At 70.3% G+C, this 23896-nt stretch carries 18 protein-coding genes; 11 read left to right on the top strand and 7 right to left on the bottom strand.

The window, feature by feature from the left end:
* Together CHC09_RS46485 and CHC09_RS22995 are read right to left on the bottom strand one after the other, a co-directional pair.
* Positions 1 to 1884, bottom strand: a 1884-nt coding sequence (locus CHC09_RS46485) for a LapA family protein (protein ID WP_483398208.1), incomplete at its 3' end; no start/stop codon positions are given.
* Positions 1885 to 1905: 21 nt separating this feature from the next.
* Positions 1906 to 2682, bottom strand: coding sequence for a deoxyribonuclease IV (locus tag CHC09_RS22995; protein WP_089295231.1), 777 nt, complete (start codon positions 2680 to 2682; stop codon positions 1906 to 1908).
* A gap of 130 nt (positions 2683 to 2812) precedes the next feature.
* Here CHC09_RS22995 and CHC09_RS22990 point away from each other — a divergent pair, with 130 nt between their 5' ends.
* The 6 genes from CHC09_RS22990 to CHC09_RS22965 all read left to right on the top strand — a co-directional run bounded on the left by CHC09_RS22990 (position 2813) and on the right by CHC09_RS22965 (position 8409).
* On the top strand, positions 2813 to 3802 hold the full coding sequence (locus CHC09_RS22990; RefSeq protein WP_143232475.1) for a hypothetical protein: 990 nt from the start codon (positions 2813 to 2815) through the stop codon (positions 3800 to 3802).
* 319 nt (positions 3803 to 4121) lie between these two features.
* Positions 4122 to 4412: a 30S ribosomal protein S6 gene (rpsF, locus tag CHC09_RS22985; protein ID WP_014448192.1), complete on the top strand. Its 291-nt coding sequence runs from the start codon at positions 4122 to 4124 to the stop codon at positions 4410 to 4412.
* 65 nt (positions 4413 to 4477) lie between these two features.
* A complete protein-coding gene (locus tag CHC09_RS22980; RefSeq protein WP_089295229.1) occupies positions 4478 to 5032 on the top strand; it encodes a single-stranded DNA-binding protein in 555 nt (184 codons plus the stop codon).
* A gap of 35 nt (positions 5033 to 5067) precedes the next feature.
* Complete coding sequence (gene rpsR / locus CHC09_RS22975; protein WP_007073789.1) at positions 5068 to 5307, top strand: 30S ribosomal protein S18; 240 nt, start codon at positions 5068 to 5070, stop codon at positions 5305 to 5307.
* Between the two features lie 14 nt (positions 5308 to 5321).
* The gene (gene rplI, locus CHC09_RS22970) at positions 5322 to 5771 is read left to right on the top strand and encodes a 50S ribosomal protein L9 (protein ID WP_089295228.1); all 450 of its coding nucleotides are present in this window, start codon (positions 5322 to 5324) and stop codon (positions 5769 to 5771) included.
* A 562-nt stretch (positions 5772 to 6333) separates the two neighbouring features.
* The gene (locus tag CHC09_RS22965; protein ID WP_089295272.1) at positions 6334 to 8409 is read left to right on the top strand and encodes an ATP-binding protein; all 2076 of its coding nucleotides are present in this window, start codon (positions 6334 to 6336) and stop codon (positions 8407 to 8409) included.
* Between the two features lie 343 nt (positions 8410 to 8752).
* On the opposite strand, the gene CHC09_RS45355 is transcribed toward CHC09_RS22965, so the two are convergent.
* Positions 8753 to 13411: a hypothetical protein gene (locus CHC09_RS45355; RefSeq protein ID WP_143232474.1), complete on the bottom strand. Its 4659-nt coding sequence runs from the start codon at positions 13409 to 13411 to the stop codon at positions 8753 to 8755.
* A 508-nt stretch (positions 13412 to 13919) separates the two neighbouring features.
* Between CHC09_RS45355 and dnaB the strand changes: the two genes are divergently transcribed.
* A complete protein-coding gene (gene dnaB, locus CHC09_RS22935; protein WP_089295222.1) occupies positions 13920 to 15353 on the top strand; it encodes a replicative DNA helicase in 1434 nt (477 codons plus the stop codon).
* 286 nt (positions 15354 to 15639) lie between these two features.
* Here dnaB and CHC09_RS22930 read toward each other — a convergent pair whose 3' ends face one another.
* From CHC09_RS22930 to CHC09_RS22915, 4 genes are all read right to left on the bottom strand, one after another.
* On the bottom strand, positions 15640 to 15981 hold the full coding sequence (locus CHC09_RS22930; RefSeq protein WP_089295221.1) for a YbaB/EbfC family nucleoid-associated protein: 342 nt from the start codon (positions 15979 to 15981) through the stop codon (positions 15640 to 15642).
* A gap of 593 nt (positions 15982 to 16574) precedes the next feature.
* Positions 16575 to 16955: a TFIIB-type zinc ribbon-containing protein gene (locus tag CHC09_RS22925; protein ID WP_089295220.1), complete on the bottom strand. Its 381-nt coding sequence runs from the start codon at positions 16953 to 16955 to the stop codon at positions 16575 to 16577.
* Positions 16956 to 16978: 23 nt separating this feature from the next.
* A complete protein-coding gene (locus CHC09_RS22920; RefSeq protein WP_239138394.1) occupies positions 16979 to 18238 on the bottom strand; it encodes a glycosyltransferase 87 family protein in 1260 nt (419 codons plus the stop codon).
* Complete coding sequence (locus CHC09_RS22915; RefSeq protein ID WP_089295219.1) at positions 18235 to 20763, bottom strand: putative bifunctional diguanylate cyclase/phosphodiesterase; 2529 nt, start codon at positions 20761 to 20763, stop codon at positions 18235 to 18237. Before CHC09_RS22915 ends, CHC09_RS22920 begins: the two co-directional genes overlap by 4 nt.
* 487 nt (positions 20764 to 21250) lie before the next feature.
* On the opposite strand from CHC09_RS22915, the gene moaC reads away from it, so the two are divergent.
* From moaC to CHC09_RS22895, 4 genes are read left to right on the top strand one after another with little or no spacing between them, the layout of a single operon-like run.
* On the top strand, positions 21251 to 21742 hold the full coding sequence (gene moaC, locus CHC09_RS22910) for a cyclic pyranopterin monophosphate synthase MoaC (protein WP_089295218.1): 492 nt from the start codon (positions 21251 to 21253) through the stop codon (positions 21740 to 21742).
* A complete protein-coding gene (locus tag CHC09_RS22905) occupies positions 21715 to 22212 on the top strand; it encodes a MogA/MoaB family molybdenum cofactor biosynthesis protein (RefSeq protein ID WP_179277234.1) in 498 nt (165 codons plus the stop codon). The genes moaC and CHC09_RS22905 overlap by 28 nt, the downstream gene beginning before the upstream one ends.
* 9 nt (positions 22213 to 22221) lie before the next feature.
* Entirely contained in the window at positions 22222 to 23448 is a 1227-nt protein-coding gene (locus tag CHC09_RS22900; RefSeq protein WP_089295216.1) for a molybdopterin molybdotransferase MoeA, read from the top strand.
* Positions 23445 to 23891 (top strand): molybdenum cofactor biosynthesis protein MoaE, encoded by a 447-nt coding sequence (locus tag CHC09_RS22895; protein ID WP_089295215.1) that lies wholly within the window; start codon positions 23445 to 23447, stop codon positions 23889 to 23891. The genes CHC09_RS22900 and CHC09_RS22895 overlap by 4 nt, the downstream gene beginning before the upstream one ends.
* Positions 23892 to 23896: the final 5 nt, after the last annotated feature.

Genomic DNA, 23896 nt, shown 5'->3' with positions numbered 1-23896 from the left:
GTCCTGCTCCGGCTTGTCTGGGTCGGTCTTGGTCGCAGGTTCTGCCTTGGCGTCAGGCGCTTCCTTGTCCTGCTCTGCTTTGTCCTGCTCCGGCTTGTCTGGGTCGGTCTTGGTCGCAGGTTCTGCCTTGGCGTCAGGCGCTTCCTTGTCCTGCTCTGCTTTGTCCTGCTCCGGCTCGTCCGGGTCGGCTTTGGTCGCAGGCTCTGCCTTGATTCCAGGCGCTACCTTGCCCTGCTCCGCCCTGCCCTGCTCTGCCTTGTCTTGTTTGGTCTTGGCCCCAGGCTCCGCCTTGGCCTCAGGGCCGGCCTCGGCTTCAGCATCGGTTTTGGATTCAGGCTCCGCCTTGGCTTCAGGGCCGGCGGCCTTGGCTTCAGGGCCGACCTTGGCTTCGGGGTCGGTTTTGGTTTCAGGTTCTGCCTTGGCTTCAGGTTCTGCCTTGGGCTCAGCGTCGGTCTTGGCTTCAGGCGCTGCCTTGCGCTGCGCGGCCAGACGTCGCTTCTCCCCGCGGCGCTGCACGAGCCGCCGAATCGGCACAGCAAACAGCAGAAAGACCAGCACAGCGCCGAGTACGTACGCGAACGCGACGCCGAGCGCGAAGCCCAGACTGAGCTGCCAGGTCGCAACCAGCCAGCCGAGTGCGGCCCATCCGGAGTGGCGACGCGTGGGCCGGAACCGGTAGCGGAGGGACCAGCCGTGGCCCCGGGCGAGCAACGCCAGGGCGAGCGGGATCGCACCGGCCGAGACGATGTTGAGGTGCCCCTCCTGAGCGAGCCGCCAGGGGGCGTACGCGAAGGCGGCAGCCGCCACCGCGGCACCGATGGGCCGGGCACCGAGCTGGCGCACCAGAGCGTAGGCGCCGAACAGCAGCAGGGCATGGGCCAGCACGAACAGGATGTTGTACCGCAGCACCGCCGCTTCCGGGCCGGTGCCGAGCAGGCCGGCGGGCGCGTAGCCGAGCAGGCTGTCGCCGTACGCCAGGGTGTCCGTGGTCGGGAAGTAGGCGTTCGTCTGCCAGATCTTGATCGGATTGGTTTGCAGGACGTGGCCCAGCCAGGAGACCTGCCACGCCTGGCGGGTCGGGTCACCGAGGTCCTGCGGCAGGGTGTGCAGGGGATCGCGCAGCGTCGGCCAGGACAGCCCGGCCGCGAAGATCACTGAGAGGTAGATGGTCAAGGCGTATTCGTGAACGAACCGTCGCCCGATCGCTCGGAGCCCACGCCGGATCCGGCCAGGAGGCCTCTCCGGCGCGATGGCGGTGAAGGCGCTCCAGGGGTCTGGCGGTACTCCAGGAGGTCGGGTCTCCGGCAGCTTCGTACGCTTCCGCTTCGCCTTCCCGCCTTCCTCCGTCCCCTTCGCATCCTCGCCGGCGGAGACCTCCGGCGCGTCCTTTGCATCTTCGTCGGCGGAAGCCTTTGCCGCGTCCTTTGCGTCCTCGTCGAGGGCGACCTCGACCGCGGTCTTTGCAGCCTTTTCGTCCCCAGACGTCTCCGAACCGCTGGGTCCCGTCGGGGATTTGTCCACCGAGGGTTCGGCTTTGCCTACGCTCGGCTCGTCAGCCTTGGTGTCGTCAGCCGCGGCCTTGTCGACCTTGGTTTCATCGGTCACGGCCTTGTCGGCCACGGCTCGGTCCGACGCTGGTTTGTCAGGTGTCGCAGCGTCAGGCTTCCCGCCTTCGGCCGTCGACGTCTTACCGCCCGACATGTCCGACCGGTCAGAAGCTCCGGCAGGACCGGCGACCTCCGAGGACCCCGAACCGGCCCTCTTCTCCGCCCGCCTGGATCCGAAGATCCCGAACAGCCGCTTCTTTCTCGGCTCCCGCCGCTCCGGCAGATCCGTGCCGTCACTGGCGGACTTGGTCGAGAGCTGTTGCGGCTGCTCGGTCATGACTCTCCCCGGACCAGTACGTCAGGCGCCCGACCGCTGCCGCAGCAGGGCGATGTCGGCACTCTGCCCCTCCACTCCACCGGGGGTCTCCACAATGGCTGGAGCCCCGGAGGCACGGATGGCGGCGACCACCAACTCGGGGTCGATCTTTCCACTCCCCAGGTTGTCGTGCCGGTCCTGACCCGAGTCGAAACCCCCCTTGGAGTCATTCGCGTGAATAAGGTCGATTCGTCCGGTGATCGCCTTCACTCGGTCGACGATGCCGACCAGGTCCTCCCCGCCGGCGAAGGCGTGACAGGTGTCCAGGCAGAACCCGGCGCCGAACCGTCCGACCTCGTCCCACAGCCGGGCCACATCGTCGAAGCGCCGGGCGCACGCGTTGTCCCCGCCGGCCGTGTTCTCGATCAGGATCGGCAGCGGGAAGCCGCCCTCGCTCTCGGCGTACTCGAAGACCTTCCGCCAGCTCACGAACCCGTCGGCGAGGTCGGCGCCGCCACCGACATGCCCGCCGTGCACGATCAGGCCCTTCGCGCCGACCTCGGCCGCGGCCCGGGCATGCGTCAGCAGCAGTTTGCGGCTCGGGATGCGGATCCTGTTGTTCGGTGAGGCGACGTTGATCCGATACGGCGCGTGGATGTAGATGTCTACCTCGGAGGCGCGTAGCCGCTCCACGTCCTCGCGGGGTTCTGGGGTCTTGGAACTCTGCGGGTCGGTCAAGAAGAACTGCACCGCCTCGGCGCCGCGGGCGGCGGCCTCGGCCAGCGGGTCGGCGGGATCGACATGGGCTCCGATGCGCATGAGACGAGCCTACGACGCCGGTCCGACACTCTCCGGCGAGCGTCACCGGCCTTCGACTCGTCTCGTTAGTCCCATCGATCACGTTTGACCGATTGCCGGTCGTGACCGGCGGCGAACTGGGGAGATGTGCATGACGCGGCGGTTCCGATACCGGATGACGGCGCTGGTGGCCGGCGGCCTGATCTTCGGCGTTCCGCTGCTCATCCCGGGTGCGGCCAGCGCAGACCCGGCCGAGCCGAGCAGTCGGCGGGCGACCTTCGACGGCGGCGTGCTCGGGCTGACCTGTGGTTCCAAACCCAGGGTCGAGAAGATGACGGTGCCCGAGGAGAGCGCCGTACAAGTGGTCAATCGCACCGGCCACGACGCGCGGCTGGAGGTGGGCGGCGAGCCGAAGGGTGTCATTCCGGCCGACGGTGCGACCGAGGTCCTGTTCCGCCGCGGCACGACCCCGGTGCGGCTCACCCCGACCTGCGCGAGCCCCAGCGACCCGGTGCCGATGCTGGTCACCGCCGTACCGTCCACCGCGGCGACGCTCACGAAGCCGACGCCCAGCGATTCGGATGCCACGAGCCGGACGCCGGCGGCATCCGGCTCGTCCAAGCAGGCGCCGGCCTCGGGCTCGGCTCTACCGGACACCAGCTCGCCGGATTCGCGTCCGGCGCGTCCCACGCAGGCCACCTCCCAGGTGGGCCTCCAGAAGCCCGACGCCGAGTCGCAGGCGGCGCGAGCAAAGACCGTCGGCGGCGCCCCGGCCGCGCCGCTCGGCGACGCCGATCAGCAGATCAAAAGCATGATTGCGGGTACGTCGGAAGCCGGTGACCCGACGTTCGCCGGGATGCCGCCGGGTGACGGGAAGGCGCTCCTCCCCGCCGACCGGGCGCTGGCCGGGCTGACCGCCACGGACCTGGCCGCACCCGTCTCCGCCGGACCTCTTGCCGGTCAGTCGGACGAGCCGGTCGCCGCGCCCGCGGTGGAGGAGGTCGCCGCGATCGAGCCGCTGCGCACCGGCCGCCCGATCGGCCTGCTCGGTCTGGTCGCGATCGTTTGCGCCCTGGGCGTACTGGCGGCGGCTATTCGGGCAATCGTGTCGCAACGTGCATCTCGGTCAAATCTGGCGTAAGCTTTCCCTTGTAAGGCTCCGCGGGGCGACCGCGCCCACCTCATCGGTGTGGTCGTTCCTCCCCAGGTCCCACCCAACGAACTGGGCCGGACGCCCCGCGGCTCTGCATGACGAAGGCCCCGTCCACCGGACGGGGCCTTCGTTTTGGGACACGGCGCCCCACCTGGGTATGCTGGCTCGGTTCGCAGACCGCATCGCCGTGGGTCGCCTCTAGTGAGTCTCTAGCAGGCACTGTTTTCCACGGCGTTCTTCTGCGTTCGACACAAGACCTCCTGCCACGGAGAGACCGTGGCCGCAAAGCCCATAGGAGGTGAATGTCTTGCGTCATTACGAACTCATGGTGATCCTCGATCCTTCGCTCGAGGAACGCACCGTTGCCCCGTCGCTCGACCAGTACCTGAACGTCATCAGGACCGCGGGTGGCTCGGTGGAGAAGCTCGACGTCTGGGGCCGTCGCCGGCTCTCGTTCGAGATCAACAAGAAGGCCGAAGGCATCTACGCGGTCGTCGACCTGCAGGCGACGCCCGAGGCCGTGGCCGAGCTGGATCGTCAGCTCCGCCTCAACGAGTCCATCCTGCGGACCAAGGTCATCCGTCCCGAGACCCGCTGAGGCGTTTTTGTCAGAGGGTCCTGAGACCCTTTGCGTCAACGACTTGAGCGGCGAGGAGAAGTTTCATGGCTGGAGAAACCGTAATCACGGTTGTTGGCAACCTGGTCAACGACCCTGAGCTGCGCTTCACCAATTCGGGAGCGGCGGTCTGTTCATTCCGTATCGCTTCCACCCCGCGGACTTTGGACCGGCAGTCGAACGAGTGGAAGGACGGCGAGCCACTCTTCCTGTCGTGCAGCGTCTGGCGTGACGCCGCCGAGCACGTTTCCGAGTCGCTGCAGCGCGGCGCTCGGGTGATCGTGCAGGGCCGGCTGCGTCAGCGCACGTACGACACCAAAGAGGGAGAGAAGCGCACCGTCGTAGAGCTCGAGGTCGACGAGATCGGCCCGTCCCTGCGCTACGCCACGGCGAAGGTGCAGAAGACGAGCCGGTCCGGCGGCGGTGGGGGTGGCTTCGGCGCCTCCAGTGGTGGCGGCGGTGGGAACCGGCAGCAGTTCAACGGTGGCGGCGGTGGTCGGAGCAACAACGACTACGACGACCCGTGGGCGACGGCTGCACCCGCCTCCAGCAACCGTTCCGGCGGTGGCAACTCCTCGTTCGACGACGAGCCTCCCTTCTAAGCCCTCGGGCTTTCTTGAGTTCAGGAGTAAGAGCAATGGCTAAGGCTGCGGCGCTTCGCAAGCCGAAGAAGAAGGTGAACCCGCTCGACAAGGACGGGATCACCTACATCGACTACAAGGACACCGCGCTCCTGCGGAAGTTCATCTCTGACCGCGGCAAGATCCGTGCCCGCCGCGTCACCGGTGTGACTTCGCAGCAGCAGCGGCAGATCGCCCGCGCGGTCAAGAACGCCCGTGAGATGGCGCTCCTGCCGTACACGGCGACGGCGCGCTGAGAGGGATGACGCAAATGAAGATCATCCTCACTCAGGAGGTTTCGGGCCTCGGTACTCCCGGCGACATCGTCGAGGTGAAGAACGGCTACGGCCGTAACTACCTGCTTCCGCAGGGCTTCGCCATCCAGTGGAGCAAGGGCGCCGAGAAGCAGGTCGTGGTCATCAAGCGGGCCCGTGAGGCGCGCGAGATCCGGGACCTGGGCCAGGCGAACGAGGTCAAGGCCCAGCTGTCCGGCCTCAAGGTCACGCTGAGCGCGCGTTCCGGCAACGCCGGCCGCCTGTTCGGCTCGATCACCCCGACCGAGATCGTCGAGGCCGTCAAGGCCGCCGGCGGTCCGGCGCTGGACCGGCGTCGTCTCGAGCTGCCGGGTCAGATCAAGACCACGGGCTCGTACAACGTCCAGGTCAAGCTGCACCCCGAGGTGACCGCCACGTTCCCGGTGAACGTGGTCGCCGCCAAGTAAGGCTTCTCGCACCATCGCGAAACGGCATGCCGGGCTCTGGCTCGGCATGCCGTTTCGTGCTTTCACCCGAGAACGACCCGCAGCAGCCCCAGCATCCGAGCGGGTTTTGCCCGCACCGGTCCCGACCGGGACGGCCTTCCACGGTTCTGACCGGGCCAGTGGGCCGGCCTCGGGCCTGACCGGTTCGTAGGCGGGTCAGCTTCGAGACCCTGACCAGTTGGTGGGTGGGTCGGTTGTCGGGTGCCTGGCTGGGTTCGTTAGCGGGTCGGCTTCCGAGAGCCGTGGCCGGTCAGCTTCCTAGCCAGCCGAACCGCCTCCCACCAGCGGCCCTGACTCCAACTCAAACCCGAAACCTACCTAAAGCGCACTTATAGCCCACTAACGTGTTCGGGTCCAAGATCATGGCCAGGTTTCACTGATGGTCGAGGTTCGCCGGCCGACCTGGCCGCGGCGGGCCGCCGAACGGTAAGCGGCGAAACGGTCTGAGGTTGGCGGGACTCAGCGCCTAGAGGAACTGGCCGATAGGGCGTATGTCGGACTCCACGTGAAGGTCGCGGTGACGATGACCTACCCGCGCTCGCTTGCCCGGACCGCGCTGTTCGCCATCGTGTACGGCGCCGCGGTGCTGCTGGGATGGCGCACCGCGACCGATGCGGCCGGGATCGCCCTGGTGTGGCCGGCCGCCGGCGTGACGGCGATCTGGTTTTGCGCCCAGCGGCACGCCCGCGCCCGCTGGGCGGACGCCGTGGCGCTGCCGCTGGTCCTCGCCGCGACAACGCTGGTGACGAAAACTCCGACACTCCTCGCCGCGCTGCTCTTCGGGATCGGCGGGGTCCTGCAGGGTACCGTTTTCGCCCTGCTGCTGGCCCGTTGGCGGCCGTCGCTGTGGGGAGCGGGCGGCATCGCACCGATGCGTGCCCCACGTGATCTCTGGGGGATGCTCGGCGCTGCGATCGGGGCGAGCGCCTGCGGTTCGGTTGCCGCGGTCACCGGTGAATGGCTGACCACTGGACGCCTGCCATGGACGCACCTCGGCCTGTACCTGACCCAGCGCACGACCGGCATCATGATCATCGGTTCGGTCGGTGTATTCGCCGGGGCGGCCCTCACCACGGTCACCGCCCGCTTCGGCTCGGCGGCCGGGTGGCTGCGGCATGGCAGGGCACGGCTGGCTGCCACCTCGCGGTGGCGCCGCGCCGAGTACGTGGTGATCCTCGCCGGGACGACCGCCGTCTACCTGGCCGGTTTCGGGTACACCGACCGCCTGCCGCTGTCGTTCGCGCTGCTCGGCGGAACCGTCCTGGTGGCCACCCGGCTTTGCACGCCGTTCCTGCTGCTGCACAACTGCGTGGTCACCGTCATCGCGGTGCGGTACACCCTCGACGAGTCCGGGCCGTTCGCGCACGTCACCGAGCCCATCGTCCGGGCCGCCATCGTCCAGCTCTTCCTCGCCCTGGTCACCGTGGTCGGGCTCGCGCTGGCGCTGGGCCGCGATGAACGCGCCGCGCTGGTCGTCGCGCTCGCCAGGGAGAAGGCCGAACTCGTCACCCAGCAGGAGCGCGCCGCCGCGCACTCCGCTCTGCTCGCCGCGATCATCGACACGGTGGCCGGCGGGCTCGTGGTGGTCGAACCCGACGGTCACGTGTCGCTGCGCAACCCTGCCGCCACCGAGCTCCTGGGACCCTTCCGCGACATCCGCAACACCGGGTACCGGCACCTCCACCTCGACGGCACCCCGTACGCAATCCACGAACGCCCTTCCATGCGGGCCATGGGTGGCGAGAACGTCCGCGGCGAGGACATCCTGATCCAACCGCCGGGCACCGGCCCGGGACACATCGTCCGGGTCAACGCCTCCCCCCTGCCACGCCCCGACGGAACCAGTAGCGCGGTCATCCTCGTCCACGACGTGACCGCCGAACGCCGGCACCGCGACGAGCTGACCAACTTCGCCGGCGTCGTCGCGCACGACCTGCTCAACCCTCTCGCCTGCCTCGGCGGCTGGACCGCCGCAGCCCGCGACCTGCTGTCCGACCTACCGCCGCACACCATCCTCGACCAGGCCCTCGACGATCTGACCCGCGCCGACCGGGCCGCCGCGCGCATGCGCGGGCTCATCGACGGTCTGCTCGCGTACACCACCGCCCGCAAGGCCGAGGTCTCCGCGGTCCCGGTGGACCTGACCGCGCTCACCGCCGACATCGCCGTCGCCCGGTCCGACTCGGCGGCGGCGGCCGGCCAGCAGGAACCCCGGTTCACGATCGGTGTCCTGCCGGCAGTGCAGGCCGACCCGGTCCTACTGCGCCAACTGATGGACAACTTGATCGGGAACGCGATCAAATACACCGGTCCGGGCGTCACCCCGGCCCTGACCATCACCGCGGCCCGCACCGGCGACACCGTGACGATCTGTATCGCCGACAACGGCATCGGGATACCTCCAGGGCAACACAACTCGATCTTCGAAAACTTCCATCGCGCGCATCCGGACAGCGGATACCACGGCACCGGCCTCGGCCTGGCCATCTGCAAACGGATCGTGGAACGCCACGGAGGCACCATCACCGCATCGGACAACCCCGGCGGCGGTTCCTGCTTCACGTTCACCCTGCCCGCGGCGGGACTATCGGGACTGTAGGGACTGTAAATTTTTCTTACAGTCCCTCCTAGAGCCTTGATCGGCTGGTGGGTGGGGTCGGTTGTCGGATGCTTGGCCGGGTTCGTTAGCGGGTCAGCTTCCGAGAGCCGTGGCCGGTCAGCTTCCGAGAGCCTTGATCGGTTGGTGGGCGCCGTCAGCTGGGGGCCTGACCGGGTTTGTGAGTGGGCCGGTTTCTGAGGGCCCTGACCGGTTCATGATGTGGCCGCGCACCGACCCCGCGATGATCGTGCTGGTGAGCGTCCAAGGACCCATGAATGGCCAGCTTCTGAGGGCCTTGACCGGGCTGTGGGTGGTTCCGGCGCTTTGAGCGGCCGGTTGTGGGTCAGCTGAGGCTGTTGCCGGTGATGGCGGAGCTCAGGACCGTGGCCAGGCCACCGCCGACGACCGCGGCGGCGAGGCCCACGCTGGCGGACTTCCAGGCGGTGGTGGCGAAGCGCAGGCCGAAGGCGACCATGATGCTCAGCGTCAGAGAGATGCCGAACTCGGGGGCGGCATCGGCGAGGGTCTGCAGGGCGTGGGAACGCTGGCCGCTGTTGAGCAGGAAGATACCCACGATGAAGAGGACGGCCGGAACGCCGTACCAGACGACGGTGTAGCCGACGGCGGCGAGCGGACTGTTGGACGTCTCCGCCTCGTCCTCGTCGTCCGCGTTGAGGAGGTCGTTCTGGCTGCCGGAGAGCAGGCCGTTGCTGACCGGGCGCCGCTCGTAGGAGCCGCTGTTCTCGAAGAGAGCGCCGCTCACCGCGCGGCGCGGCGGCCAGGTGGTGTCCTCCTGCAGGTCTGTGGCGCCGTCCCCAGCGCGCCGCGGCGGCCAGGTGGTGTCCTCCTGCAGATCTGCGGCGCCGTTCCCAGCGCGCCGTGGCGGCCAAGAAGTGTCCTCCTGCAGGGCCGCGGCGCCGTTGACAGCCCCGCGCGGCGGCCAGGAGGTGTCCTCTTGCGGGGCTACGGCGCCGTTGGCAGCGCGGCGCGGCGGCCACGTGGTGTCTTCCTCCGGGGCGGCGGCCGGAGCGGCCGCCGGGGGCACCGAGATCACCGAGGTAGCGCTCAGCGCCAGGTTCGTCTCTCCCGAGACCGCGGCTGAGCCGCTGGGCCGAAAGGGTGGGAAATCGGAGGTGCTGAAGCGTTGGGGCTCGCCGTCGGCCGGACCGGAGTCGCGGGCGAGTTCGCGGCGCCAGTCGTCGGTGGCCGGGGCGGCGGTCGTGGTGGTGGTCGCGGCGGCGCGGTAGCCGGCAGCGCCGGAAACCGGGGCCACACTCGTGGTGGCTGTTGCGGCGGCGCGGTAACCGGCAGCGCCGGAGACCGGGGCCGCACTCGTAGTGGCTGTTGCGGCGGCGCGGTAGCCAGCGGCGCCGGAGACGGGGGCTGCACTCGTGGTGGTCGCGGCGGCACGGTAGCTGGCAGCGCCGGAGACCGGGGCCGCGGTCGGCGCTGCGCTCATGTCGGCGCGCCAGTCGTTGCTGGGGGCCGCGGCGGCACGATAGCCAGAGACCGGAGCGGCACTGCCACCGCCGCCGTTCATGTCGGCGCGCCAGTCGCTGTTCGGAGCCGCGGCGGTGCGGTAGCCTGCGGCGCCGGAGACCGGAGCGGTACTGACCGCGGTTCCGCCGCCGTTGAACTCAGCGCGCCAGTCGCCGCCGGGCGGTACGACGGCACCGCTCACAGCGCCGCCGGACGGTGCGACGGCTCCGGTCACGGTGCCGTTGACCGGTGCGGACGCTCCGTTCGCGTCGGCACGCCAGGGACCGCTCGGATCTACCGGCTTCCCTGAAGGTGGACCGTCCATGCTGCCCCGGAAGCCCCCACCACCCGGTGCACCACCGCGGTAGCCAGAGCCATCCGGGCCGCCACGGTAACCGGAGCCATCTGGGCCGCCGCGGTAACCAGGGCCATCCGGGCCGCCGCCGCGGTAGCCACCGTTACCCGAGTCGGAGTCGTTCCAGCCGGCAGCCGCTCCGCCGCCGCCTCGGGAAGGGCCGGGGCCAGGGCCAGGACCACGCCAGTCACCCGGACCACGCCCTCCGCCGCCGTAGGGCGGGTCGTCCTCGTCGTCCGGGCGCCGTGGATTGCCGTAGCGGTCGGTCTCGAAACCGGGATTCTCCTGCTCGGGCCGGTAGGGCCCGCTGGGCAGTGCGCGCTGTCCGCCATAAGCCGGTTTACGAGGCTCACGCCGCGCCGGCTCGCCGTATTCGTCGTCCCGCCGCTGCGGGGCGGCGGGCAGTTCCCGCATGCCGTAGGACGGCTCGCGAGAGGAACTGCCGGCCGGCAACTCGCGGGCGGTGCTGGCCCGGCGGGTGTCGGGCCAGGATTGGCCGTTGTCCTCCGGACCGCCGTAGGCAGGTCCACCGGCTCGGCGTGCGGCCCGACCGGACTCCGCCTCGTCGCCGTAAGGCTGGCGGGAACCGTAGGGCTCCCGTGTGTCCCTCGGGTCGCCGGCACCGCGTGGGTCACGAGCCCCGTAAGGCTCGCGTGCATCTCTCGGGTCGCCGACACCGCGTGGGTCACGAGCCCCGTAAGGCTCGCGTGCATCTCTCGGGTCGCCGGCACCGCGTGGGTCACGAGCCCCGTAAGGCTCGCGTGCATCTCTTGGATCGCCGGCACCGCGTGAATCACGAGCCCCGTAAGCGTCGGCGGCACCGTAGCCGGACTGTCGCGGGTCCCGCTCCTGCCAGGACTCAGGCCCAGCGGCGCCGTAGCCGGGCTGCCGCGGGGCGCGCTCCTCCTGCCAGGACGAACGGCCGGGCGGTTCGGGCTGGGCACCGGACTCGGACCAGCGCGACGGGCCGGCGGGCAGCTCACGCTGGGCGCCGGGCCCGGCCTGGGACCAACCGGAACGGCCGGCGGGCAGCTCGCGTGGCGGGTTCTGACGCGGTGGCATCGGACCCTGCCGCCAGCTCTCGGCGGGATAGTCGTCCTCCGGAGCGCGCCGACGACTGCTGTCGCTCCCGTACGCGTCCGGAGAAACGCGCTGGGTGGGGTAGGGACCCGGCTCAGGCTGGTCGGCCCGGAACCGGCCGGAAGCGGACGGCTCGGGCTGGCCGGTGTAGAAGCGGCCGGAGACGGTCGGCTCGGGCTGGTCCATGCGGAACCGTCCCGAGCTGGAAGGCTCGGGCTGGCCGGTGCGGAAGCGGCCGGAGACGGTGGGTTCCGGCTGGTCGGCGCCGTTCCACGGGGTGCCGCCGGGCATGCCGCTGCGGGGGGTGGCCGGGCCGGGCATCTCACCGTTCGACCAACCACCGCTGGGCATGGCACTGCGGGGGCGGGGACCGTCCTGGACACCGCCGACCGGCCCGGTGGGCCCGTCGTCACGTCGGCCGCGCCGACCGTCACCGCCGGATGGTCCGGTGGGCTGGGCGGGCGCCTCGGCGTCCTCCTGCTTCATCTGCTCGCGGCGGGCCGCCTCGGCGCGCCAGGCGAGCACCCGCGGGTCCTCCTCGGCACGGCTCCACTGGCCGGTGTCCGGGTCGCGGGTCCAGTTGCTGGTGTCGTCCTTCTCCGGGTCCCAGGACGCGGTGTCCTCGCGCCAGTTCGTCGGATTCGCGTTGTAGCGCTGCGGGCCCTGGGCGGCGCGCCGGTCGTCGCCGCGCTGGCGTCCGGGCAGGCCGTTGGAGGCGGCGGCGTTCTCGATCCGGCCGCTCGCGCCGGCCGGGGTGTCCTCGGGCGCGGCTCGGCGGGCGGAGTCGGGGCGTACGCCGTACTGAATAGGGGTCTGGCCGCCGCGCTCACCGTAGGCGCCGCCCTGTTCCGCGGCGTAGCCGCGGCCGGAACGGTCGTCGTAACCCTGCTCGGCCTCGTAGTTCCGCCGGGCGGAGCGGCTGCCCCAGGACGGCGCGGGCGGCCCCGGGTCGGCGATCGGCGAGCCCGGGGAGAGCTGAATGCTGCCGGTGTCGGCGTGGCCGGCCCAGTTGTCCGTGTCGGCGGTGCCGGACCAGCCGGTGCCGCCGGAGGGCTGCTGGCCGTCCGGCTCCGGGGCGCGCCGCCGGCCGCGTCGCGTGGACCACTCGTCGTCCGCGCGCTGCCAGGCGGCGCGGTCGTCCTCCCGGACGAAGTGCCGGCCGTCGTCGCGCGGCCCGGCCTGCCAGCCCGGACCCCCGGAACGGTCCCAGCCGGTGACGTCGGTGGTGTTCTCCCCGGGGGAGAGGCGGCCGCTGTCCCAGGCGGACGACGGTGCGGCGCTCTCAGCGGCCCGGTAACCGCCGGCCGGGGCGGACGGTGACCACGAGTCGGCGGCCCGCTGCCGGGGCGGCGTCGGCGACGACGACTGCTGCCAGGAGGGGGCCTGAGCGGACTGCTGCCACGAGGAACTCTGACCAGGCTGCTGCCAGGACGAGGTCTGACTGGGCTGCTGCCAGGACGGGCTCTGATCCGGTTGTTGCCAGGACGGGGTCTGCGCGGACGGCTGCTGCCAGGAGGGAGTCTGGCTGGGCTGCTGCCAGGACGGAGTCTGATCCGGTTGTTGCCAGGACGGGGTCTGCGCGGACGGCTGCTGCCACGACGGCGTGCTGGGACTGCCCCAGGTCTGCTCGACCGGGGTGGTCGCGGCCCGGCCCGGATCCGCGTCGCGCTGCCAGGACGGGGTCTCGGACCAGGTCGACGAGATGTCCCGGGTGCTCTCCCGGCCGGACTCCAGTTCCGACGTGGCCCAGGCGGTGCCGGAGATGGTCGGGCGGCCGGGCGTCTCGGTGCCCTCTTCGCCGTCCTGCCACGCCTCGGTGGTCGAACGCCAGACGTGCGAGCCGGTGGACGAGCGCCACTCGGTGGTCTGCCGCCAGCGCGCGCCGGTGGCCCGCCACTCCGCGGTCTGGCTGCGCCAGCCGACGCCGTCTGCCGGGAACGCGGGGCGCCCGGTGGAGGTCACGTCCGTCCAGCGGTTCGCCGGCTCGATGGCCTGGCCGCCACCGCCCGAGTAAGGCTCGAGGTCGGATTGCTGTGCCCAGGCGTCCGCACGGGCCTGCCAGGTGAGGGCTTCCGGGCTCGGGGTCATGCTGCCGGTGTCGGTCAGCGAGGCCCACCGCGGCTCGGATTCTCTGATCTCTGTTTCTGGAACGGGCCAAGCCTCCGCAGCGCGCCTGTCGCGCGACATGCGGGCGCCGTAGTCCCACTCCCGTTGGTCCACCTGGAAAGGGTGACGCGCCGGAGGCGGAATCGCAACGCCTCACAGCGACGGCTTGCTCACCCGACCCGGTATTTCGGCAGATCCATCAGCTTTTCTGCCTTCCACAGGAAGGACGCGGAAAAGTGCTGCTGAGGCTTTTTCCCCAGAAGTTGTCCACATGCTGTGCACAGGCCTGCCCACAGGTATCAGCCACCTGTCCACAGCTTGTCCCGAGGCTCGTCCACCGAGGCAGTTGGGCTGGTGGCGGCGGGGTTCGTACAGTGGTCCAGCCCTCTGATCGACAAGTTCTGCTGAAGTTCCCGCCGGGACGGCCGAACGAGTCGTCCGAGGTTTGTTCGATCGTGATGGTGGCATGGTCTCGAGGGGGGATGTCCCGGTGTCGATCACTGACGACGCACGGCCGGATCCGCGTCCTCCATCTCAGCCGACCGGGGGACCCCAAGGCGGCGGTTTCGCCCGCGCCGAGTCGCCGAACGGCGGCCAGTTCGACAAGGCGCCCCCGCAGGACGTCGCGGCCGAGCAGGGCGTGCTGGGCGGCATGCTGCTCTCCAAGGACGCGATCGCGGACGTGGTCGAGATCCTCAAGAGCAACGACTTCTACCGGCCGGTGCACGCCACCGTCTACGACGTCATCCTCGACCTCTACGGGCGGGGCGAGCCGGCCGACGCACTGACCGTGGCGGCGGCCCTGGCCGACAGCGGTGACCTGCAGCGGGTCGGCGGTGTGCCCTATCTGCACACGCTGATCGAGAGCGTGCCGACCGCGGCCAACGCCTCCTACTACGCCCGGATCGTCTCCGAGCGGGCGATCCTGCGGCGCCTGGTCGAGGCCGGCACCAAGATCGTGCAGCTGGGCTACGGCACGGGCGGCAACGGTGGGCGCGATGTCGATGACATCGTCGACCTCGCCCAGCAGGCCATCTACGACGTGACCGAGAAGCGGGTCAGCGAGGACTTCGCCGCGCTCGGCGACATGCTGCAGCCGACGCTCGACGAGATCGAGGCGGTCGGCGCTTCGGGCGGCGTGATGACCGGCGTCCCGACCGGCTTCGCCGACCTGGACCGGCTGCTCAACGGTCTGCACCCGGGCCAGCTCATCATCGTCGCCGGCCGTCCCGGTCTGGGTAAGTCGACCGCGAGCATGGACTTCGCCCGTAACGCGGCGATCCGGCACGGCTGCGCCAGCGCCATCTTCTCGCTGGAAATGAGCAAGATCGAGATGGTGATGCGGCTGCTCTCCGCCGAGGCGCGGGTGCCGCTGCACACTCTCCGGTCCGGCCAGCTCTCCGATGACGACTGGACCAAGCTCGCGCGGCGGATGGGCGAGATCAGCGAGGCGCCGATCTTCGTTGACGACACCCCCAACATGAACCTGATGGAGATCCGGGCCAAGGCTCGCCGGCTCAAGCAGCGGCACAACCTCAAGCTCCTGGTCATCGACTATCTCCAGCTGATGTCCTCGCCGAAGAAGACCGAGAGCCGGCAGCAGGAGGTCTCCGAACTGTCGCGTGGCCTGAAGCTGCTGGCCAAGGAGATCGAGTGCCCGGTGATCGGCGTCAGCCAGCTGAACCGTGGCCCCGAACAGCGCACGGACAAGCGGCCCCAGCTGTCCGACCTGCGTGAGTCCGGCTCGATCGAGCAGGACGCGGACGTGGTGATCCTTCTGCACCGTGACGACTACTACGACAAGGAGTCGCCGCGGGCGGGCGAGGCGGATTTCATCGTCGCCAAGCACCGTAACGGTCCGACCGACACGATCACGGTGGCGGCACAGCTGCACCTGTCGCGCTTTGTCGATATGGCGATTTAAAGGCTTAGCTGCGGTTTGTCCGGGCCGTTGCTTCCGAGCGGTTCCGGATTGATCTTTTGCAGAGGACCTTCGCAGGACGGATCAGATTCTCGGCGCGAAGCCGGGCCGCAGGAAATTCGCGGCGGGCATGACAATTGCGGTGAAACGGTCGCGGCCGGGCATGCGTGGTGCGGCGGTCGCCGGTGACGCCAACGCGCCGGGTCGCCGCGCGATGGCTGCGGCCCCCAACCCGACGTGCGGGCGTCGGTCCGGCGAAGCTGCTGCGGGAGCGGCTCGTGGTGGCGGGTCAGGCGGTCTCGTCCGGCGACAGGTGCGTGGTCACCAGCTGCTCGACCTGGCGGAGTTTGACGGCGGACGCGCGCCGGACCGTCTCGACGATCAGGCCGGCCAGGGTGTCGACGTTCCATTCACGACAGGCTCGCTCGTCGAGGCGAAGGCCGACGAGCTCACCGTCGGAGTTCACCGTGGCATGCACGACGCCGTCCGGGGACTCGGCGTGCACCTCCATGGTGGCCAGGCTGCGTTGCAATTCGTCCACTCCGGAACGTAGCTCCTCATACTGACCATAAACGTCTTTCAGATCGTTGTGCAGCGCTTGGTCCGCTGTGTGATCTTCAGTTTCAGTCACGGTCTTTCCTCCGTTCGCCGCGACAGGGGGCGAGGTGACAATACCCAAGATCGGCGACGTTGCGTATTCCTGTGACTTCACAACGCAAACGAAAGGAGAGGATTATCGATATTGTTCTCTTTAACGTGACGGATCGGCTCCGGTTTGTGGTCACGGAGTGTGATCAACGCCATTGTGGGCGGACCGTCGGGCGTGCGATCGCGGGTCCCGATCCATCAGTTGCCGCTGCTAGCGACCCTCAATGAGGGAGGGTGGCGGCCCGATCGCCATGCGCCGATTGATCGCTCTCGGTCAACATCTCGCGAGCGATGCGTTTCAGTAGTGTCTTGCGACCGTCCCAAAATTACGGCGAACAGGCATCGCGGAGACGGACCGAGGGCGCCTCGTCCATCGTCGAATCGGCTGATTTCAGCCGCCGATCAGGCCCAGTTCGGCGCCCGGCTCAGATCGGTGAAATAGGCCAGAACGGGCGCGGGCAAAGCGGTGGCCCGCCCCGGCCGGATGGACCGGCCGGGACAGGCGCCGCTGATCATCAGCAAATGAGCGAGCCGTCAGGCAGAGCCAACGGCGGGATCACCGTAAAAGGCGAACTGTCAGTCGAAGAGATCGTGCAGGAAGCCGCGGCGACGGTAGTGGCCGTGTTGCCGGTAGTGGCCGTGGTGCCCGTAGCGTGGCGCGGCCGGCGGGTAGTGCGCGGCCGGCTGGTAGTGCGGGGCCGGGGCACCGTAGGCGGGCGGCGGTGGCGGCGGCGGAACATATCCGTGTCCGCCGTGCGGGGCGGGCGGCGGCGGCATATGGGTGGCGGGGCCGGGCGGCGGCGCGGAACGGTTGTAGTTGGCCTCGACCGAGAAGAGTTTCTCCAGCTCACCGCGGTCCAGGAAGATGCCGCGGCACTCCGTGCACTGGTCGATCGTGACACCGCTGCGCTCGTAGACCCGCATCTCGCCGTGGCACTTGGGACAGGTCATCTGCATCTCACTGACGGTACAAGGCCCTGTCATGCCGTGGGGCGGAAGAACCTGTGTGTCTGCTGAGCGACTGCTGGCCGCAATGCCGGAATCCACAGCAGGAAGGCCACCGGATAGAGCAGGTACCCGAACCGGGTGGTGGGCATCAGCAGGATCGCGGCGAGCAGCCCCCACCCGCAGAACAGCGCCGCCGTCCCGGCATCCCGGGGCGGCCGGCGCAGCAGCTGCCAGCCGATCGCCAAGGCCGCACCGACCAGCAGGGCAGCTGCCAGGATGCGGCCGCCCGGCAGGTTCTGGGCGATCAGGTAGCCGGGGAACGGGGACTGCGCCGGACTGGTGACCAGGCCGTGCCCGAGCGGGAACCGCAGCACGTTCTCGACCAGCGAGTCGGCGTTCACCAGCAGCGGCGGGACCAGTGCGAGGACCGGCAGACCGACGGCGAACGGCAGCATCCGGCGGCCCCGCCCGGCGACCAGCGCGAGGACGGCGAGCACGGCGACGACCGGGAAGGCGAAGAGCTTCGCGGCCGCGGCGACTCCCGCCGCCACGCCGGCCCAGCCGAACCGGTCGGTGGCGGCGAGGGCCAGGGCGAGCAGGCAGAGCGTCAGCACCGGGATGTCGTCACCACCCGTGGCCAGGGTCAACGCGGTCACGGGAAGGACGGTGGCGGCCTGGATCGCCCGTACCGGAAAGGGGTGGGAAGGACGCAGAATCGCAACCGCGATGCTCAGCGTGGCCACCGCGGTGATCGCGAACCAGATCCGGGCGTCGGTCCACCAGTGGTCACCGGCCAGCGCCCGCGGCAGCCCGAAGATCGCCATGCCGGGCTGGTACGGGCGGTAGCCCATCAGTTGCTCGTCGATCGGCAATGCGGCGATGTCGGCTCGGCTCAGATACGGCGTGCCGTGCTCCAGCAACGACTTCCCCATCGCCTCGACGACCAGGACCTCCTCCTGGGCGCGATCGGTGCGACCACCGGCCCGCTGCACCGCCTCGACGACTAGCGGGAGCAGTGCCACGGCGGCCCAGGTCAGCCAGGCGAGCCCGGCCCGGAACCGGTCCGTGGCGAGCGGACCACGTCGCAGCAGAAGCTGGGTGAGGACCAGGAGGGTGGCCGCGAGATATCCCCAGGCGGCGATCGACCCCCAGGCCCGATGCGGCAACAGGGTCGAGGTCAACGCCGTGACCAGCGCGAACACTGCGGAGATCAGATACAGCCCGAGATCGGCCGCGAGTCCACCGGCCGCCCGGTCGATGCGCCCGAGCAGTCCGCCGACGGGTTTCGTCACGCCGGCAAGTGTGGCAGAGACGATCTTTGCGTTCCGGCCGGTCGTCGCACCGGCATCCGCACCACGGCGCCGGCGTCGTGCAGCGGCGATGCCAGGACTCCAGGTCGTCCCGCGGAACCGCGCTGCAGCGTGCCGAGGAACCGTGCCGCCGAGAGCGGCCGCGCGAAGAGGCGCCCCTGACCGGCCAGGCAGCCCAGCTCCCAGAGCGCACGCCGCTGCGGCTCGCTCTCCACCCCCTCGGCCACCACCGTCAGATGCAGGTTGCGTGCCAGGTCAACCGTGGTCCGGATGACCGCGGCAGCCTCCGCCGAGGTCTCGACCGTGGCCACGAACTCGCGATCGATCTTGAGTTCGTGCACCGGGATGCGGGAGAGCACGGAGAGCGAGGAGACCCCGGTCCCGAAGTCGTCGACGGCCAGCCGGACGCCGGCGTTGCGCAGCTCGGCCAGGGTGCGCTCGACCACGTCGATCTGGCTGATGGTGAGCGTCTCGGCGAGCTCCAGAACCAGCTGTCCGGGTGACACGCCGTGCCGCTCCAGCCGGGCCAGCACGGTGCCCGGGAAGTTCGGGTCGAGCAGGCTGCGGGGCGACACGTTGACCGCCACCGGCAGGTCGAAGCCCGCCTCCCGCCAGGTCTGCATGGCCAGCAGCGACTGCTCCAGCACCGCGTCGGCGAAGGCCGGCAGTTGCCCGGAGCGTTCCACCGCCTCCAGGAGCTGGACCGGGGTGAGATCGCCCTGGCCCGGGTGCTTCCACCGGGCGAGCGCCTCGGCCGAGAGCACCTCGCCGCTGCCGAGGTCGACGATCGGCTGAAAGTCCACGGTGAACTCGTGCTCGCTGACCGCCCGGCGCAGCTCGCCGGTGAGGATCAGCCGCTCGACATCCGCGGTGTCCCGGGCGTGCGCGTAGATCGTGGTCGGTTCGCCGGCGCGTTTCGCCTGGTACATGGCGATGTCGGCGCGCCGCATCAGCTCCTCGACACCGCCCGTGCCGGCGGCCAGCGCGATGCCGCCGGCCGCCTCGACGGTGATCCGCATGCCTTCGACATCGATGCCGGGCTCCAGCGCGCCGAGCATCGCGGCGGCCCGATGGCTGGCGAGGGCGGGGGTGGGCAGACCGGTGAGCAGCACCGCGAACTCGTCACCGCCGAGCCGGGCGACCAGGTCACCGGGCTCGGCCGACTCGCTCAGCCGGCGGGCCACCTCGCGCAGGACGTCGTCGCCGGCCGCGTGCCCGAGCGTGTCGTTCACCTCTTTGAAGTGGTTCAGGTCGATGAGCAGCAGGGCGGACAGGCCGTTTTGACCGGTGTCGGTGAAGAGGCGAGCGGCCTGGTCGTACAGCTGGCGGCGGTTGGGCAGGCCGGTGAGCGGGTCGTGGGTGGCGGCGTGCGCGTTCTCCGCGGCGATCCGGGCGAGTTCGGCGTACGCCTGCGCGTTGCGGATCGCGGTGCAGACGGCCGAGGCGAAGGTACGCAGTTTGTACTGCTCCACCTCGGTGAGCCGGACCGTCCCGCCGAAGCGCAGTCGCAGCACGCCGACCCGCACCCCGCCGTCGTGCGCGACCAGGTCCACCGTGGTCTCCCCGGGCAGAGCCGGTTCACCGGCGAGCGGGCTGTCGGAGAGCACGTGCTGGCCATCGGCGCGCACCGTCCGGTCCGCGCCGCCGGCGGTGAGGTCGATCGCGGCCTCGGCGGCGGAGAAGATCTGTGCCGCGCGAGTGGTCGCGGAGTGCAGGACCTGGGTGAGGTCGACCGCGTTGAGCTCGTCGGTGGCCTTGGCCAGTCGTTGCCACGCCTCGCGCTCCTGCCTCGTCCGGGTGGTGCGCGACTGCCAGAGGTGCATGCAAGCCACAACGAGCGGGACCACCAGCAGGAGCAGCACGTTCGCGTGGGTGGCGAGCACCCAGAGCGCGATCAGGCAGGCGAGGAGCTGGCCGAGGTGGCCGATGACCGTGCCGGTCCAGTTCTGCCGGGCGGCCTGGCCGATGCTGCTGCCCGTGTCGGTCGCCACGATCGGCAGGAAGACCAACTGGTCGGTCACGGCGAAAGCGGCCAGGGCGGCGACGAGCACGCGCACCGGCAGGTCGGGGTTCTCCAGGTCGGGATGGATCCCGAAGGCGAGGATGACGGCCGCCGCGGCGCTGACCGTGAGGGCCTCCTTGGCCATCGCGAACGCGGTCTTCCGTACGCCGGAACGGGTGGCGATCTTCAGTAGGCCCTGGCCGGTCACGGCGCACAGCAGCACCCACGGGGCCGGCAGCAGAGCCAGGCCGACGAGCACCGGAACCTCGCCCCAGGCGCTGCCCAGGAGACTGGACTTGATCCGGACCGAGACCCGCCATCGCTGGGCGACGATCACCGTGGCGCAGAGCACCGCCAGCAGGGTCAACGGAGGCGGCGGCTGGGGATCACGGACCGCGTACAGCGTCCAGATCGAGGAGACGCTCAGCCCCAGCACGACGACGAGACCGATGAGCAGCCGAAGCCGTCGATCGGTCGCGTCGTCGTTGATGCCGGTCTCAGACATGGTGTCCTCGTCGCCGAACGCAACTGAGCCGTAGCTCAGGGTTCAAGGCTATTCAAATGCGCCGTTTCGCGCATCCCCGTCTTTTTCAGCTCCAGTCGGTGCTGCCGCGCATGGCACTTCTCCTCATCGGTCGGTGCATCAAAGGCGGGATCCGTTCGGCCTCCGCCGGTCTGACACGTTCACGTCCACTAACGACGTTTGAAGGGGTCTTGTCGCGACAGGGCAGAACGTTAGGCTGCGAGGATTCCGTTTTCCAGCGGATCGTGTCGTTATGAGCATAATGCGGAAAGAGCCTGGAACGCGGTTACGGATAGTCTCCGAATGGCAACCGAATGCAATGGGAATGTGTTGCCCGAATGCAATTTCATTGTCATCACGGTGGCCGTGGCCAGTGCTCGGAACCTACTGAGCCGGTGTGGACAAAGTGTGAAGCCGATCGGGCTCGGATGCGAACACGGTCTCCCCGATAGCTCTATAAGCTCCCGGTATGCCCCAGGAAACGCATCTGACGCATGTCGACGAGACCGGCGCCGCCCGGATGGTCGACGTGTCCGCCAAAGCGGTGAGCGACCGCCGCGCCGTCGCGGCGGGCACGGTCCACACCACGCCCGAGGTGATCGAGCTTCTCCGGGGTGACAACCTGCCGAAGGGTGACGCCCTGGCGGTCGCCCGGCTCGCCGGGATCATGGGCGCCAAGCGCACACCCGACCTGATTCCGCTCTGCCACCCGATCGGGCTGCACGGGGTCAAGGTCGAGTTGGTGCTGGGCCCGGACGCGGTGGAGATCACCGCGATCACCAAGACCGCGGACCGCACCGGCGTCGAGATGGAGGCGCTCACCGCGGTGGCGACGGCGGGCCTCGCGATGATCGACATGATCAAGGCGGTGGATCCGGCGGCGAGCCTGGAAAGGGTCCGGGTGCTGCGGAAAGAGGGCGGAAAGACCGGCGATTGGGTACGACCGGAGGACCGTCCGTGACGATCCGCGCCCGAGTGATCGTCGCGTCGAACCGGGCGGCGGCCGGCGTCTACGCCGACACCAGCGGCCCCCGTCTCGTGGCCGGCCTCCGCGACCTGGGGTGCGAAGTGGACGGACCCGTCGTGGTCCCGGACGGCGAGCCGGTCGCCGAGGCGCTCCGCACCGCGCTCGCCGACGGCGTGGACGTGGTCCTGACCAGTGGGGGAACCGGTGTCACCCCGACCGACCGGACCCCGGAGGCGACCCGTGGGCTGCTCGATTTCGAGATCCCCGGAATCGCCGAGGCGATCCGCGCCCACAGCCGCGACAAGGTGGCGGCCGCTGCCCTCTCCCGTGGCCTAGCCGGGGTGGCCGGTCGCACGCTGATCGTGAACCTGCCCGGCTCGACCGGCGGCGCCAAGGACGGCCTCGCCGTGCTCGGCCCGCTCCTCGCCCACACGATCGACCAGATCCGCGGGGGCGACCATTAGGCTCGACCGGTGAGCGCTGACGAGAACACCCCGGTCGGCTGGGACAGAGCCCGCGAGCTGGCCTATCAGGCCGGTCTCGCCGCCTCGGCCGGCACCGAGCGGATCCCCCTGGCGGAGGGCGACGGCCGCACTCTCGCCGAGCCGTTGCGCGCCCTGACCGCGCTGCCGGCGTTCCCGACCTCGAGCATCGACGGCTGGGCGGTCCGCGGCGAGGGCCCGTGGCGGCCCGTGGGCCGGGTGCTGGCCGGCGGCACGCCGCCCCCGCTCACCGAGGACGGCACCTGTGTCGAGATCGCCACCGGCGCCATGGTGCCCGACGGTGCGGCCGCGCTGATCCGGATCGAGGCGTCGGCCACCGGAGCGGACGGCCGGGTCACCGGTGTCCCCCGGCCGGCCCCCGAGTGGCGCCTGCCGGGCGAGGAGGCGGAGCTCGGCGAGGAGCTGTTGCCGGCCGGCACCGCCGTCGACCCGGCGGTCATCGGCGTCGCGGCCACCTGCGGTCATGAGTTCCTGACCGTACGTCCGGCGCCGCGCGTCGCCCTGCTCGTCTTCGGTGACGAGCTGCTCACCTCCGGCCCGCCCGGCGCCGGCCGGGTCCGTGACTCCCTCGGCCCGCAGGTTCCGTCCTGGCTGCGCCGCTGCGGCGGCACGGTCACCTCGGTCACCGGCCCGGTCAAGGACACTCTGGACGCGCACGTGGACGCGATCCGTGCCGCGCTGGATACCGCTGACCTGGTCTGTACGACCGGCGGCACCATGCACGGCCCGGTCGACCACCTGCACCCGTCGCTGGCCGAGCTGGGCGCGGAGTACATCGTCAACACGGTTGGCGTCCGTCCCGGCTTCCCGATGCTCCTGGCCCGGGTGCCGCACCCGGACGGCCGGCCACGTTTCCTGGCCGGCCTGCCCGGCAACCCGCAGTCCGCGGTGATCGCCCTGGTCAGCCTCGTGGCGCCGCTGCTCGCCGGGCTTTCCGGCCGCCCGTTCCGCGCGGAGCAGCCGCTGGTCGAGGCGGCCACGCCGGTGCCCGGCCGGGGTCGCGACACGCATCTGGCCCTGGCCGCCCTGGATCCCACCGGCCGGGTCGCGACACCGGTCGGCCATGTCGGCTCGGCGATGCTGCGTGGCCTGGCCAACGCCCACGGCTTCGTGGTCGTCCGGCCCGGTGCCGAGGTCGCGGCCGGCGACACGGTGCCCTTCCTGCCCCTTCCATTGCTCTCCGGGGAGCGTCCATGACCAGCGAAGAAGGTTCCCGCACCGGCGTGGTCGCCGTCGCCGAGGTGCTGGACGCACCACTGGACCTGGCCGCGCACGAGGCCGCGGTGGCCGACCGGCGAGCCGGCGCGGTCGTCTCCTTCCAGGGTGTCGTCCGCGACCACGATCACGGCCGCGGTGTCACCCTGCTCGAGTACGAAGGCCATCCGTCCGCGGCCAAGGTGCTGCGGGAGGTGGCCGAGGAGATCGCCGCCGATCCCGCGGTCTACGCGGTCGCCGTCTCGCACCGCGTCGGCACGCTGCGGATCGGCGATGTCGCCCTGGTCGCCTCGGTCAGCACGGCTCACCGGGCGGCGGCGTTCGAGGCCTGCGCCCGCCTGGTCGACGAGGCCAAGGCCCGCCTTCCGATCTGGAAGCGTCAGGTCTTCACCGACGGCCAGGAGGAGTGGGTGAACTGCCCCTGACGGGG

Origin of the sequence: Actinoplanes regularis (genome assembly GCF_900188005.1) — a bacterium.
In the GTDB taxonomy this organism is placed as follows: domain Bacteria; phylum Actinomycetota; class Actinomycetes; order Mycobacteriales; family Micromonosporaceae; genus Actinoplanes; species Actinoplanes regularis.
This window is presented reverse-complemented; position numbering and strand designations above follow the sequence as displayed.